Here is a 15302-nt window from a genome sequence, read left to right as displayed (position 1 = left end):
ACATTATTTAAAATCCGTAGAAAAGGAAAGATGTTTCCATTGCTCTAGTTCTTCAGTTTCATTTTTTCTATGTTCAAGAATTGATTCATAACTATCCTTTCCTAAAATCAGATGTAAGGGCGGATTGCTTAAAGTACTAATATTATAAAGTATTTGAGCAAGTTTCACGGGATCACCAGGCTGATAACCATGGAAGCTTTGAAGCATGTCAATATGCTTGTCCAAGTGATAATCCTCAATCCTATTTTCTGCAGCCGTCAAAGTTGCCTCACTCATAAAACCTGTACGGAACATTCCGGGAGCCACTACTGTCACATTCACCCCGAAAACTTTGACTTCTTGTGCAAGAGCTTCTGAAAGTCCTATGACAGCAAATTTTGAGGCATTATAACTGCCTGTATTGGCATAACCAACATATCCCATATTGGAAGAAATATTGATAATATGTCCTGATCTCTGTTTTCTTAGAAATGGCATAGTGTGTCTAATAACATTAACCATCCCAAACAGGTTTACATCCATTGTTTTGCGGAATTCTTCATCCTTTATTTCTTCTACACTGCCTGCTAAATAATAGCCTGCATTATTAAGAACCACATCAATGCCACCAAAATGCTGAATACCTTTTTTAATAGCATTTTTTACATCCTCATCATTCGTAATATCAACCTGTAAAGAGAGTAAATTTTCTGTATCTCCATTATTTACATGTTGTATGTTCCGGGAAATGGCTATTACTTTATCTCCTTTATGTAAAACTTCTTTTACCGCTTCAAGTCCCATTCCTCTTGATGCTCCGGTTATAAACCACACTTTTTGCTTATTCATAATATATATCTTATTAATGATGCAAAGTTCGGATTTCGGAAAGATCAGGAAGTGTTCAAATCACCGTTTATTGTATTCAAAAGCAGGATATAAATTATTCTAGAGAGAGAGAAAGATAAAAAAAGTCTTATTACAAATTTGAAATATAATCCATCAGCTCCCGCTTACTGCTTTCAAAATCAAAAGCATCATACACCATAAAGTATCTGTTTTTATCAACGCAGTTGCGATACATAGATTTAGCGAGTGCTAATTTTTTATTATCAAAACTGATAGCTTTTACCAGATCTCTTATTTGTGCGGAAGTAAACATTGAAGTGCGCGTCTGCTGATTGATCATAGCTATTTTACCATCATCAAACTTCTCATTCCTCATCATCATATCAAAAAACTGGCGGAAAGAATTATTATCCATTACATTACCCTGATTATATCCATCTCCGGACTGGTTTCCGTAAGGATTGTTCCATACATCATTCCAGTCATTGAAGCCATATTGGCCCTGAACAGGATAAGAATCCAGTAGATATAGCCCTTCATTGGTAAAAAAATCCAGCACCATTCTGTTATTATTGCGAAGCATAAGCGTGGTTCTGTAAATCAGAAAACCATTTTCGTAGATAGAAACAGGCATTCTTCCTGACGACAAATCAAAGAACCTGTATTTCCCGGAACCATTGGCTATCATCTGATCTCCAATTTCAACAGTGAAAAAGCCTTGCTCAGGAATTCTCAGAAAAACTTCCGCATAGCCATAGTTCCTGTTCCACTGATAATTTGGATGGGTATTTCTATTTCTCTGAGGAATCGTATTATTTCCAGGTCTCATCCCATCAGGAGTTTTATTTCTTTCATTTAAACTTTTGGGAGATCTCATTTCTGAGGTAGAAGCTTCATTCTTTAATAACTCTCCAACCTGACCTGCTTCCTGGGCAAAAGAGCTGATCCCCGCTAAAAGCATCCCACTGATAAAAATCTTTTTCATACTTGAAATTTCAAAAATCAATCTCCATTTTCATGCCAAAAGCCACATAAAAAAGGCTGTCTCAAAAAGAAACAGCCTTTAATTTTTAAATATTTAAATGATTAAATTTTTTAATCAATTATTACATATGAATTGGTCTTTTCCCTGTAGCATCCAATGCAGCTTCCTTAATAGCTTCTGCATAAGTTGGGTGAGCATGAGAACTTCTTGCAATATCTTCAGCACTTGCACGGAATTCCATAGCAATTACTCCTTCAGCAATAAGGTCAGCAGCTCTGGCTCCGATGATGTGCATTCCTAAAACCTCATCTGTTTTTTCGTCTGCAATAATCTTAACAAGACCATCAACATCACCACTTGCACGGCTTCTACCTAATGCTCTCATTGGGAAAGAACCTACTTTGTAAGCTACTCCTTCTTCTTTCAGCTGCTCTTCAGTTTTACCAACTCCTGCAACTTCCGGCCATGTATAAACAACACCAGGAATCAGGTTATAGTTGATGTGAGGTTTTTGTCCTGCTAATGTTTCAGCAACAAAAACTCCTTCTTCTTCAGCTTTGTGAGCCAGCATAGCACCTTTGATAACGTCACCAATAGCATAGATATTCGCAACATTCGTTTGTAGGTGGTCGTTTACTTTTACTCTTCCTCTTTCGTCAAGTTCTACCCCTGCTTTCTCAAGGCCAAGCCCATCTGTGTAAGGTTTTCTTCCTACAGAAACCAAGCAGTAATCTCCTTCTACTACTACTTCTTCTCCTTTTTTATCTTTAGCTGTGATTTTTACAGTATCTCCGTTTCTTTCAACCGCAGAAACCGCAGTAGAAAGCATAAACTTCATTCCTTGTTTTTTAAGAACTTTAGTCAATTCTTTGCTTAAAGCTCCATCCATTCCAGGGATGATTTTATCCATAAATTCTACAACAGTTACCTGAGCTCCTAATCTTAGGTATACAGAACCTAGTTCAAGACCAATAACACCTCCACCGATTACTACTAAATGTTTAGGAATTTCTTTAAGGTTTAAAGCTTCCGTAGAAGTAATCACTCTTTCTTTGTCTAAAGAGATAAAAGGTAATGCAGATGGTTTAGAACCTGTTGCAATGATTGTATATTTAGATTCGATAGTTTCAGAAGAACCGTCGTTTTTTGTAACTTTAATCTGAGTAGCAGATTCGAAGCTTCCCACACCTTCAAAAACAGTAATTTTGTTTTTGTTCATCAGGTAGCTGATTCCATCTGTATTCTGCTTGATCACTTCATTTTTACGTTCGATCATTCTTGTAATATCCGCTTGCGGCTCATTGATGATGATTCCGTGACCTGCAAAATTGTGTTTTGCATTTTCGAAATGCTCAGAGCTGTCAAGAAGCGCTTTTGACGGAATACATCCAACATTAAGACAAGTTCCGCCTAAAGTTGAATATTTTTCAATAATTGCTGTTTTGAAACCTAACTGTGCTGCACGGATAGCAGCAACATAACCACCGGGACCAGAACCTATTACGGTAACATCGAATTGACTCATGTTATTTTATGAATTTGTTTATTATTATCTATCTTAATTCTCACAAATTTACATATAAATTACTAAGCACCAAAGTGAGTTTTATCAATTTTAAAAATGATAATTATATGTTTTTGTTTTATGAAAAATGTTATTTTATGAATTTTATATTTTCCTCATTCCCCTCTTTCAAATAAATTGCTGTAAAGATGAGTGGTTTCTCTGCTGATGCATTATCAAAATGGAGAATCGTAGTATTTTTAGGTTCATAGAAAGCATCACCTTCCCGAAGAAAAATACTTTTCTGTCCTTCTATCTGAAAAATAGCTTCTCCGGACTTTATGATTCCTACTACCGGACATTGATGCACATGTTTGGGAGCAGCCAGTCCTGCAGCCATTGTTATTTCCTGAATTTCTGCTGATTTAACACTCTGATCAAGAGAAGTTTTTAATAATTCTTTTCTGGAGATGGTCTTCTGTTGAGCCATCATTACAACAGAATTCAGCATCAAAACAGCAATTATAAATGGTTTCATTGATTTGGTATTTAATTCTACTGCTTGTTTTTATTAAATCAGCTAAAATATCACACATCCAACTTTCCTTGTCCAAATGTACCTGTACTTTCAAAAAATGAACCTCCATATACATACCATTCAAGGCTTTCCAGATACTCTACTGCATTTTCCGGGGTTATCTGTGAACGGTCTTTTTTAGAAACAATTCCTTTGTACCATCTTCCCGACTTGGAAAAACTTTCATTTTCAACAAAATAATGAATCCATATTCTCTGACACAGTTTGCATTGTTGAATGGAAACTTCTCCATATCTTCCGTTCGTATGGTCTATACCTAATTCGGAACTTCTAAATTCTGTATAATTGAAGTCAGGTTTTTCACAAGCGCATCCTATTTTCGGGATTTTATTCATTACGATCTATTTTATCACCCCAAATCTAAGAAAATAAAACCCCATAAGACAAATCCGTTCAATAAGACTACTTCATTAAATCCAGCAATACCTTTTCGTATTTATCCAAAATAATATTCTTTGAAAACCTTGATTTAATAGAGTTTCTTATCGCATCTCTATTATAATTGTTCTGTAATACTTTTACAATCTGTTGTGCAAAACCATCATAGTTTTCAATATTGGCGACTTCACCGTTTACATTATGCTGAATAATTTCATTGATTCCTCCGGGGCAGTTATTGGCTAAAGAATAAGTTCCGCAGGCCCCCGCTTCCAGAAGTACATTGGGAAAACCTTCATACCTTGAAGAAAGTACAAATAAATCTGCATATTTCAGATATTGGTAGGGATTATCCTGTCTGCCATGAAAAATTACTTTTTTTAATCCTAAGAGTTCTTTGGTCTGATGTAAGATCTCTTTATCTTTTCCATCACCCAGAATATGAAGCATAATATTTTCATTCTTAAGTCTGGAAAAAACCTTCAGCAGGTTATCAAATCCTTTTCTGGATGATAAATTGCCAATAGCCACTACATTTTTATAATTGTATTTGAAGCATTCTGGTTTTAAAGAGAGTGCCATTTTATCTTCAATAAAATCAAAGTCTACAGGATTATTGATCTTGACAATTTTTTTCTTTTTAATATTAAAATTATCAACAAGATCCTTCATCATATCATCACTCTGCGCAATGATTCTCTGATAGTTATTGTAAAAATTATAGAAAAACTTAATCTCCTTACGGGTTACATGCTGGGTAACGACATTGGTTTCCCGGGCAATGAATTTGGTTCTTGGAAAGAGTTTGATGAATAAGGATAAGTAAGCATTTACCTCTCCGAAACCTGAGAAAACAATATCTGGTTTTCTTCGGTAGATTTCACCTAAAATAGGTTTTAAAGAATGTCTTATTCTTTCAGTATTGATATCGATAATTTCGACGTCTTTTTTCAGAAAATTCAAATATCCGCCTTGTTTACGTAACAGCAAAATCTTGGGTTCAAACCGATCTCTGGAAAGATGATTCGCAATAGTAGTAACAATTCTTTCTGCTCCCCCGGTTTCTAAGTCCGGCAGAATAAATATGACAGATATCTTTTTCATCAGTGTAAAGTTAGTAAAAAGTTTGGTTATCTTTCAAATATTCCTTTCTTACACTAAAGAACAAAAGTAAGCAAAGTATAAAATTATTGTTACCTTAGAAATAGTTTTCAAAGAAAAACCCTGACCCTGGGATTGAGTCTAATTTAGATTGAATAACAGGATAACGAGAAACCCATCTATGCAGCTCCAAATTACTTTTTATACTATCATTAACAGGAATAGAAACATATAGTATATTATTATAAATATTATGTTTTAAATACAATACTAAAAACCTTTTACCTATATTTTTCTCAGCTTCAGAAAATGACAAATCTGTCGTAGATCGTCCTTTATAATTCTTATTCCCTACTTTAAACGAGTATAAAAAATAGAAACCAGTACCTCTTCCATATCCTTTACTGCTATTTATTTTGCCAATTGCATATTCTCCTTGATTCTTATAATTTTTTTTTAAGTTCTGTCTTAGTGAAAAATCAAAACAAATGATTGCTATTATTAGAAAAAATAAAATTACAGGATAATATTTTTAAAAAAAATCCATTTATCTCTATTTATAAACTTTTAAATACAATAAAAGCCCTTATAAACAGGGCTTTTATTGTGTTCTGACTTGTTCTTTTAGTTAGCTACATCGCTGATAAATTTAATCCTCAGCATTCTCACTTCTTCATCGGACAGTTCATCCCCAAATTCATCCAGTAATACCTTCATGCTGTCACTTTCAGATTCGTTCATGAACTCCATGAAGCCGTCTACGATATCTTCATCAAAATTATCTTCGATATAATAGTCGATATTCAGCTTTGTTCCCTGATATACAATTCTTTCCATTTCTTTCAGGAGTTCATCCATAGAAAGGTTTTTGGCTCTTGCAATATCTTCAAGGTCAATCTTTTTATCAGTACTCTGGATAATGAAAACTTTATGGCTCGATTTATTGGCCACCTGTTTCAAAACCATATCCTGAGTACGTTCTATATTGTTGTCTTCTACATATGTTTTGATGTAATCAGCGAATTCTTTACCATACTTTTTAGCTTTTCCTTCGCCTACTCCATAGATTTTGGTAATTTCATCTACTGTAATCGGGTACTGAACGGTCATATCCTCCAAACTTGGATCCATAAATACAGTATATGGTGGAATTCCATGTTTTTTGGCAACTTTCTTTCTAAGTTCTTTCAACAGATTAAAAAGGTTCTGATCCATACCTCCGCTAGCCTGCTGCTGTACCTGATCGCTCTCAGCTTTTGCCTGGGTAAGGTCAAATTCTCTGTCTTCAGCGATTAAAAATACGTCTTTAGAAGTACCATTCAGGACAGTTTTTCCTTTTTCTGTAATTTTTAAAACACCGTAGGTTTCAATATCCTTTTGTAAACAATTCTGAACGGTTGCCTGTCTCAGGATTGTTTTCCAGTAATTATCTTTTTCTTCTTTTCCAAAGCCAAAATAAGAACTTTGCTCAAGTTTGTAAGATTTTGTCACTGCATTTTCTTTCCCCACGATAACGGAAATCAAATCTTTAGACTTGAATTTTTCTCCTGTATCATTAATGAGTTCCAACGTTTTTTTCAAATCTGCAGTGGCATCCTTTACTTTTGGAGGATTGGATGAGTTGTCACACATATTGGCTCCGTCTCCTTTTACAGGATCGAAATTTTCTCCAAAATAATACAGGATATATTGTCTTCTGCTCATTGAAGTCTCAGCATAACCTACCACTTCATTTAAAAGCTGCAATCCGATTTCTCTTTCTGAAACGGGTTTTTGTGCCAGAAATTTTTCTAATTTCTCAATATCTTTAGGATCATAGAATGCCAGACAGTGGCCTTCACCTCCGTCTCTTCCTGCTCTTCCTGTTTCCTGGTAGTAGCTTTCCAATGATTTTGGAAAGTCGTAGTGGATCACAAAACGTACATCCGGCTTATCAATTCCCATCCCAAAGGCAATGGTAGCAACAATTACGTCTACTTCTTCCATCAGGAATTTATCCTGATTGGCAACTCTCACTTTCTGGTCAAGACCTGCGTGGTAAGGAAGTGCATTGATTCCGTTTACCTGCAGAAGCTGGGCAAATTCTTCAACTTTTCTTCGGCTCAGGCAGTATACAATTCCTGATTTCCCTTTATGCTGATTGATAAACCTAACGATTTCCTTGTCTATATTGATTTTAGGACATACCTCATAATATAGATTAGGACGGTTGAAACTTTCTTTGAACACCAATGCATTAGTCATTCCTAAAGTCTTCTGGATATCATCCTGAACCTTAGGAGTAGCAGTAGCCGTTAAAGCAATCACCGGTACATTGGCGATTCTGTCTATAATCTGTTTCAGATTCCGGTATTCTGGTCTGAAATCATGTCCCCACTCTGAAATACAGTGGGCTTCGTCGATAGCAAAGAAAGAAATTTTCACATCTTTCAAAAAATCCAGGTAATCATCTTTTATTAATGATTCAGGAGCTACATACAGAAGTTTGGTTTTGCCGCTTTTTATATCGTCAAAAACCTGCTTGGTCTGCGTTTTGTTTAATGAGGAATTTAATACATGCGCTACCCCATCCTCAGATGAAAGGCCGTTCACTGCATCTACCTGATTCTTCATTAACGCTATCAAGGGCGAAACGACGATTGCCGTACCTTCCGAAATAAGTGCCGGAAGCTGATAACATAATGATTTTCCACCACCCGTAGGCATTAAAACAAATATATCTTTCCCATTCAATAGGTTGTCTATAATTTGTTCCTGCTGGCCCTTAAATGTAGAAAACCCAAAATACTTTTTCAATTCGCCTGATAAATTGGCTTTTTTTGCGCTCATCTAATTTTCTATTGCTAAATTTGCATCACACCCAAAGTTATAAAAATTTCGCTTAAAATAAAAGCGAACGAATTTATAAAAAATAAAACTTATATTAAATATTCTTTTTAAAATATAACGTTTTTAAAGAACTTTTTTGTATACCTTATCATCATAAAATGGATAGAACCAACATTATATCAATTGCAAAAACCACTTTAGAAATAGAGATTTCTGAACTCGAAAAATTAAAAAACAGAATAGATGACCAATTTGCGCAGGCAGTAGAAATCATCAACCTGGCAAAAGGAAAGCTTATTGTGGTAGGAATTGGAAAATCGGCCCATGTAGGAAATAAAATTGTAGCGACCTTAAATTCAACGGGAACACCTTCACAGTTTTTGCATGCTTCAGAAGCTATCCATGGAGATCTGGGAGTAATTCAGAAACAGGATGTTGTTTTGTGCATCTCAAATTCCGGAAATTCTCCTGAAATCGCCAACCTGGTTCCTTATTTAAAAGACTATTCTTCCGCTTTGATCGGGATGACGGGAAATAAAAAGAGTAAACTGGCTGAGTTTTCTGAAGTTATTTTAGATACTCACGTTGACGTTGAAGCCTGTCCGAATAAACTGGCACCTACCAGCTCTACTACAATTCAGATGGCTTTGGGAGATGCTTTGGCTGTTGCTTTAATGGAGCTGAATGATTTCAAAGCTAATGATTTCGCCAAATTCCATCCCGGAGGAAGCTTAGGAAAAAACCTGACTTCTAAAGTAGAACAGTTTCTTTCTTCTCAAAAACCTCAGGTTACAGAAGATTCATCAATAAGAGATGTCATTATCTCAATCAGTGCATCAAGCCACGGAATTACAGTGGTAACTCAATCGGATCAGATCATTGGTGTGATCACAGACGGAGATTTGAGAAGGATGCTGATGAAAGAAGAAGATATCAGTAAGGTATTGGCTAAAGATATTATGTCTTCCCATCCAAGAACTATTGAGAAAGATGCGTTGGCCAAAGAAGCTATGAAAACGCTGAAAGAAAATAATATCGGCCAGCTTATTGTAACGGAAAACGGAAAGTATTTCGGGATTATAGATCTGCATAAACTGCTGGACGAGGGGATTAATTAGAAAATATAATCCAAAGTTTAGAGATTAATACATAAAAGGTGATTTGCAGATCAAGAGTAAAATTTAACTAATAATCTGCAGACGCTTACTTCTGTCATTTTTTTTATAAATTTGCGCTTTAAAAATTGAATTCTGTGAGTGATGGTAAAGACATGTCCTTTCTTGGGCATATAGGAGAATTAAGAGGGCATCTGATCCGTTCGATTATTGCTATCATAATTGCTGCTTTTGTGGTTGGCTTTAATATCAACTGGATTATGGACCATATCTTTTTTGGGCCTACCAGAAATGATTTCCCAACCTTCAGAGTTGTTAATCATTTTTCAAGAATGATTTTAGGAGAAGACAGTATTCATCTTCCAAAAGAGTTTCCTGTTCGTGTACAGAGATTGTATCAGCAGTTCAATGTAATGATGGCTGTTTCTGTTTTTGGAGGAATGGTAGCAGCATTTCCTTATATTGTATGGGAATTATGGCGTTTTATTGGTCCTGCTTTACATCCGAGAGAGAGAAAAAATTCTATTTATATTATTAATGCGGTATGGATTCTTTTCATGACCGGAGTATTATGTGGTTATTTTCTAATCCTTCCGTTTGCGGTTAATTTTGGGGTTATTTTTAAAATTTCAGACATTATCGTTCCTCTTTATGACTTAAGTGATTATACCACCTTATTTTTACAGGTAGTTTTAGGGATGGGTATTATTTTTCTTTTCCCGATTCTGATCTATTTCCTTACCAGCATCGGAATTCTGACTCCAACATTTATGAAAACATATCGTCGTCACGCTATTGTTTTGATTATGGTAGTTGCTGCAATCATTACCCCGGCAGACGTTTTAAGTATGCTGATGGCTGCATTCCCACTGCTTATTTTGTATGAATTCAGTATTATGATGTGTACATTCACGTATAAGAAGGTACAGAAAAGCAACGTAAATCTTCCGGCAGTACAGAAATAACTAATATTTTCACTAATAAAAATCTAAGCGCTATTATTCAATTGAATGATAGCGCTTTTTTATTAAAAAAATCAACCTTAATTATATTTATTCTTAATATAATTTAAAATAAGAATAAAATTTAGCTAATATTATAAAGTTAGGAATAATTAACACGATATTATCAGTAAAAGATTAAAAAAAACATACTATATTTAAAAACTTCAATAACAAATAAAAAAATATGAAAAAGAAAATTATTTTCGTCTGTGCATTGGCTTTAAGTCTAAGCGGTTTAAAGGCACAACGCTGGGAACCGGTCTCGGAAAAAATCACACCGGTAAGAAAAGAAGTTAAGGTAGAATATGCCTATAAGTTTGATCTTTCTGCATTGAGAGAGCAACTGAAGAATACTCCCGAAGCAGGAAAAGGAGGAAGCCCGGTTATTGTTTCTATTCCAACAGCAGACGGAAGAATTGAAAAATTTTCAGTGTACAGCTCGCCTGTAGTAGAAAAGTCTATGGCAGACAGATACGAATTGGGAGCATATTCCGGTATCGGACTGGATAATCCACATAAACAAATCCGGTTCAGTACTGCACCAAACGATTTCCAATCTATGACATTCGACTCTGATACTGGGAAATACGAATTTATAGAGCCCATCAACAAAGAAAGGGATGTATTTGGAGTCTTTTTCAAATCTAATAAATCCCAGGAAGATCCTTTTGAATGTAGAACTTCTGAGTCTGAGAAGGCAAAGAAAGAAATGAATAAGCTTCTTAAAACAAAAAATGTCTTAAACGGGCTCGGTAATATTAATAAAAGTAATGAACAAAAATACAGAACCTATAGAATCGCAATCTCCGTAAATGGTGAATACACTCAGCTTGCCGGAGGTGTGCCTGCAGCCGCAGCCCGTATTAATGCTACAATGAACCGTGTAAATGGTGTTTTTGAAAAAGATTTTGGAATCCATATGATTGTACAGGATCTTCCACAGCTTATATTCGCAGATCCTGCGACGGATCCTTACTCTAATGTAATAGTAAATCCAAATGGCAGCTACAGTGCTCCCGGTGCATGGAATCTACAACTTCAGCAAACTCTTTCCAATACCGCTGGTGTAGGTAATAATGCCTATGATATAGGACATTTTTTTGGCCACAGAGGTGGTGGTGGAAGTGCCGGAGATGTAGGAAATGTCTGCAGAAATCCTGCCAGCAACAATGATGCTACTTCTAAAGGTGCAGGAATCACGTCACCATCTACTCCGGATCAGCCTTTCGGAGATAATTATGATATAGATTTTGTAGCTCATGAAATCGGTCACCAGTTCGGTGCAGCACACACAATGTCTATTGCTTTGCACGGTGCCCACATGGAGCCGGGATCGGGATCTACTATTATGGGATACGCCGGTATTACCAACTATAATGTTCAGATGCATTCTGATGCTTATTTTCATACCAAAAATATTGAAGAAGTAGGAGCATATGTGAATGCTCAGGATTGTGGTATTATTACAGCAGTAGCCAATACACCTCCTTCTATACAGCCATTGGCTAATAAAATGATCCCTAAAGGAACTGCTTTTGTACTGACAGCTTCTGCTGCAGATACACAAAATGATCCAATGACTTACACATGGGAACAATATGATCTGGCTACTTCTACTTTTGGACCAGTAAGTGCAACCAGAAATAATGGTGCGAACTTCAGATCTCTAATGCCTACAAACTCCCCTACCCGTTATTTCCCTAAATTGGCAAATGTTCTTAATGGTACTCTTACCAGTGCTGTAGATTGGGAAACAGTATCCAACATACCAAGAACTATGAATTTCAAGGTAACGGTGAGAGATAATAATCCGGATGCTGCACAACAACAGACCCAAAGCAGCCTGATGAAAGTGGATATAGGCAATGAAGGTCCATTTAAAGTAACTTCAACTACGGTTTACAATAATACACCTGGAGCTGTTGCCTGGGATGTAGTGAACACTAATAATGCACCGTATAATGTACAGAATGTTAAACTAGACTATACTACAGACAATGGAACTACATGGACAGTTATTACTCCTTCCACACCTAATGATGGAGCTGAGCCGTTTTCGTTCTCTTCTTTGGCAACAGGTGCCAGCGTAAAGATAAGAGTAAGCGCCATTGATAATGTATTCTACGCGGTTGGGAATGCCACAGTTTCTGCATCTGCAAGTGCCTGTGCAACATCTGCTCCGGCGGGGATTACGGTAACAGGTATTACAAGAACCTCAGCATCCGTAAACTGGACAGCCTTAGTAGGAGCAACTTATTCTGTAATGTACAGAAAAGTAGGAACGGCAACATGGACTACTGTTCCTGTTTCAACAAACTCTTATAACATTTCAGGTCTTACAGAAGCAACTCAATATGAAGTACAGATAGCTAATGTTTGCGGATCTTCTGTTGGCTCTTATTCTGCATCAACGAATTTCACAACGGCTTCATTTGCTAAATGTTCCATAACCGGAACAAATGCAGCTGACGAATATATTTCTAATGTGACGGTAACTCCTTCAGGAATGCCTCCTGTTTCAAATAGCAGTAATAATACACCGTATACAGACTACACTACGGATCCTACAAAACTAATCACCCTGATGTCCGGATCTTCAGGTAACAATGTAAGTATTACCAAAGCATGGACAGGTTCACAATATAATGACGGGGTAACAGCGTGGATAGACTTCAACAAAGACGGAGTATTCTCTTCATCTGAAATAATCTACACCAGCGCACCTAGTATAGCAACTCCTGTTTCAGGAACATTCTCAGTACCTGCAGATGCTTATACCGGAGGAAATGTGATCATGAGAGTTGTATTGGGATATGAAAGCCAGCCAAACAGCGGATGCAGCAACCAGCAATATGGTGAAGTAGAGGATTATCCGGTACTTATCCAGCAGCAGCTTTCTACCAATGAGACAGTAAAAGATAAGAGTTCAATTCAGATCTACCCTAACCCGGCAAGTGATGTATTAAATGTATCTCAGATTTCATCTAAAGCTCAGTTTATCATTACTAATATGGCAGGTCAAAAAGTAATGAACGGCCAGATTAATGATAATAAAATCCAGGTTTCAAAATTAAGTACTGGAGCTTATATTATTTCAATTGAAGATAAGGGCACCACTACAAACCTGAAATTCATCAAAAAATAAAACCTAACAATTTTTTACTGCCCGGCATTGACCGGGCTTTTTTTATGCTTTTTCAAAATCTACATTTTATTGTATTTCCGGTATGTGCTATTAATTTAATTTTATACTTTTGAAAAGATTATTAATAAAGGTTTAAATGAAAAAGTTGTCATATACGCTCTTATTTGCATCAGGACTGGTTTTCGGGCAGTTCTTTGAAAAGGGTAAGGTTTTCACCAAACAGGATACTTTAAAAGGCTCCAATACTGAGTTCAGAAATTTTTGGGATGTCAAAAAATATGATCTTTCCGTAGAACCGGATTTTGAGCAGAGAAGTATTAAAGGAAATAATATAATCAGCTTTGAGATTATAAAAGATATTACCAACCCTGTTTTCCAGATTGACCTTCAACAGCCTATGAAAGCTGATAAAGTGGAAGGAAATTTCCCTATTGAAAATTACAAGCAGGACGGGGATTTCATTTTGGTTACAGCGAATAAAAAATTCAAAAAAGGCGAAAAATATACTATCAATGTTATCTATTCCGGAAAACCTACCATTGCTAAAAACGCGCCATGGGACGGAGGCTGGGTTTTTACTAAGGATGAAAAAGGAAATCCATGGATGACTGCTGCTGACGAGGGAATAGGAGCTTCCATATGGCTTCCTACCAAAGATATCTGGAGCGATGAACCTGATAACGGAGTCATTATGAAAATTGTAACTCCTAATGATCTGGTAGGTGTAGGTAACGGCAGACTAACTGATAAAAAAACAACCGGCAGTAAAACTACTTATACCTGGGAGGTTAAAAACCCTATCAACGCCTACTCCATTATCCCGAGTATAGGAAAATATGTAAATTTTAAAGATGTATTTGAGGGTGAAAAAGGAAAACTGGACCTGGATTATTGGGTACTTGACTATAATCTAGACAAGGCAAAAAAACAATTTCAACAGGTAAAACCTATGCTCTCAGCGTTTGAATACTGGTTTGGTCCGTATCCGTTTTATGAAGATTCATACAAACTTGTAGAATCTCCTCATCTTGGCATGGAACATCAGAGTAATGTAGCCTATGGAAACAAATATCAGAACGGCTATCTTGGAAGAGATCTTTCAGGGACAGGAGTTGGATTAAAATGGGATTTCATTATTATTCATGAAAGCGGCCATGAATGGTTCGCCAATAATATTACAGCAAAAGACCAGGCTGATATGTGGATCCATGAAAGTTTCACCAATTATTCCGAGACTCTTTTCACGGAAAAATATATGGACAAAAAATCTTCTGAAATCTATGTTCAGGGGATAAGGAAATTGATAGATAATGATGTTCCTATTATTGGTCAGTACGGCGTAAGAAATGAAGGCAGCGGAGATATGTATCCGAAAGGAGCCAACATGATTCATACGATAAGACAGGTAATTAACAATGATGAAAAGTTCAGACAGATTCTGAGAGGACTGAATAAAGATTTTTATCATCAGACCGTTACCACCCAGCAGATTGAAAATTATATTTCATCAAAATCCGGCATTGATTTCTCAACTGTTTTTGATCAGTACCTGAGAACGATAAAAATACCAACTTTTGAGTACACTCAAAATGGCGATACTCTAAAGTTCCGTTATACAGATGTGGTAAAAAACCTGAAATTACCTATAATCATCAACGGTGATCAGACTATAAATCCTACGGAAGAATGGCAGACCGTAAAGCTTAAAAAGAATGATCCGGTTGAATTAAACCCCAACTATTATATCAATTATTACAATAATAAATAAAAGAAAAAGGCAGATTTGCCTTTTCGCTTTTACATTGAAATTTTAAG

General features: G+C 36.1%; 11 protein-coding genes. 4 read left to right on the top strand and 7 right to left on the bottom strand.

Annotated elements, in window-relative coordinates; genetic code table 11:
- Positions 1–3: 3 nt before the first annotated feature.
- The 7 genes from ACPF63_RS07660 to recQ form a co-directional block, all read right to left on the bottom strand.
- Entirely contained in the window at positions 4–828 is an 825-nt protein-coding gene (locus tag ACPF63_RS07660; RefSeq protein WP_180563896.1) for an SDR family NAD(P)-dependent oxidoreductase, read from the bottom strand.
- Between the two features lie 130 nt (positions 829–958).
- Positions 959–1813, bottom strand: a complete 855-nt coding sequence (locus tag ACPF63_RS07655) for a DUF4476 domain-containing protein (protein WP_426482587.1) — start codon at positions 1811–1813, stop codon at positions 959–961.
- A 121-nt stretch (positions 1814–1934) separates the two neighbouring features.
- Entirely contained in the window at positions 1935–3338 is a 1404-nt protein-coding gene (gene lpdA, locus ACPF63_RS07650) for a dihydrolipoyl dehydrogenase (RefSeq protein ID WP_077416819.1), read from the bottom strand.
- Positions 3339–3468: 130 nt separating this feature from the next.
- On the bottom strand, positions 3469–3855 hold the full coding sequence (locus ACPF63_RS07645; protein WP_426482586.1) for a cupin domain-containing protein: 387 nt from the start codon (positions 3853–3855) through the stop codon (positions 3469–3471).
- 50 nt (positions 3856–3905) lie between these two features.
- Positions 3906–4250 carry a hypothetical protein gene (locus tag ACPF63_RS07640; protein ID WP_077416817.1) on the bottom strand — a complete coding sequence of 115 codons (345 nt, stop codon included), beginning with the start codon at positions 4248–4250 and terminating at the stop codon, positions 3906–3908.
- A 67-nt stretch (positions 4251–4317) separates the two neighbouring features.
- Positions 4318–5397, bottom strand: a complete 1080-nt coding sequence (locus tag ACPF63_RS07635; RefSeq protein ID WP_047385344.1) for a glycosyltransferase — start codon at positions 5395–5397, stop codon at positions 4318–4320.
- Positions 5398–6018: 621 nt separating this feature from the next.
- Complete coding sequence (gene recQ, locus ACPF63_RS07630; RefSeq protein WP_077416812.1) at positions 6019–8223, bottom strand: DNA helicase RecQ; 2205 nt, start codon at positions 8221–8223, stop codon at positions 6019–6021.
- Positions 8224–8381: 158 nt separating this feature from the next.
- Here recQ and ACPF63_RS07625 point away from each other — a divergent pair, with 158 nt between their 5' ends.
- The 4 genes from ACPF63_RS07625 (at position 8382) to ACPF63_RS07610 (ending at position 15255) form a co-directional block, all read left to right on the top strand.
- Positions 8382–9341 carry a KpsF/GutQ family sugar-phosphate isomerase gene (locus tag ACPF63_RS07625; RefSeq protein WP_426482585.1) on the top strand — a complete coding sequence of 320 codons (960 nt, stop codon included), beginning with the start codon at positions 8382–8384 and terminating at the stop codon, positions 9339–9341.
- A 134-nt stretch (positions 9342–9475) separates the two neighbouring features.
- Entirely contained in the window at positions 9476–10303 is an 828-nt protein-coding gene (gene tatC, locus ACPF63_RS07620; protein ID WP_426482584.1) for a twin-arginine translocase subunit TatC, read from the top strand.
- A gap of 223 nt (positions 10304–10526) precedes the next feature.
- A complete protein-coding gene (locus ACPF63_RS07615) occupies positions 10527–13487 on the top strand; it encodes a reprolysin-like metallopeptidase (RefSeq protein WP_426482583.1) in 2961 nt (986 codons plus the stop codon).
- Positions 13488–13623: 136 nt separating this feature from the next.
- Positions 13624–15255 carry a M1 family metallopeptidase gene (locus ACPF63_RS07610; protein WP_077416804.1) on the top strand — a complete coding sequence of 544 codons (1632 nt, stop codon included), beginning with the start codon at positions 13624–13626 and terminating at the stop codon, positions 15253–15255.
- Positions 15256–15302: the final 47 nt, after the last annotated feature.

This window comes from Chryseobacterium sp. R2ACT005 (genome assembly GCF_049949215.1).
In the GTDB taxonomy this organism is placed as follows: Bacteria; Bacteroidota; Bacteroidia; order Flavobacteriales; family Weeksellaceae; genus Chryseobacterium.
Note: the sequence above shows the minus strand (reverse complement) of the source record. Positions and strands in the feature narration are given on the sequence as shown.

What these genes read in the sequence shown, in the direction of transcription:
- ACPF63_RS07660 (WP_180563896.1), bottom strand. Translation starts at nt 828, where the DNA reads ATGAATAAGCAAAAAGTGTGGTTTATAACCGGAGCATCAAGAGGAATG.
- ACPF63_RS07655 (WP_426482587.1), bottom strand. Translation starts at nt 1,813, where the DNA reads ATGAAAAAGATTTTTATCAGTGGGATGCTTTTAGCGGGGATCAGCTCT.
- lpdA (WP_077416819.1), bottom strand. Translation starts at nt 3,338, where the DNA reads ATGAGTCAATTCGATGTTACCGTAATAGGTTCTGGTCCCGGTGGTTAT.
- ACPF63_RS07645 (WP_426482586.1), bottom strand. Translation starts at nt 3,855, where the DNA reads ATGAAACCATTTATAATTGCTGTTTTGATGCTGAATTCTGTTGTAATG.
- ACPF63_RS07640 (WP_077416817.1), bottom strand. Translation starts at nt 4,250, where the DNA reads ATGAATAAAATCCCGAAAATAGGATGCGCTTGTGAAAAACCTGACTTC.
- ACPF63_RS07635 (WP_047385344.1), bottom strand. Translation starts at nt 5,397, where the DNA reads ATGAAAAAGATATCTGTCATATTTATTCTGCCGGACTTAGAAACCGGG.
- recQ (WP_077416812.1), bottom strand. Translation starts at nt 8,223, where the DNA reads ATGAGCGCAAAAAAAGCCAATTTATCAGGCGAATTGAAAAAGTATTTT.
- ACPF63_RS07625 (WP_426482585.1), top strand. Translation starts at nt 8,382, where the DNA reads ATGGATAGAACCAACATTATATCAATTGCAAAAACCACTTTAGAAATA.
- ACPF63_RS07615 (WP_426482583.1), top strand. Translation starts at nt 10,527, where the DNA reads ATGAAAAAGAAAATTATTTTCGTCTGTGCATTGGCTTTAAGTCTAAGC.
- ACPF63_RS07610 (WP_077416804.1), top strand. Translation starts at nt 13,624, where the DNA reads ATGAAAAAGTTGTCATATACGCTCTTATTTGCATCAGGACTGGTTTTC.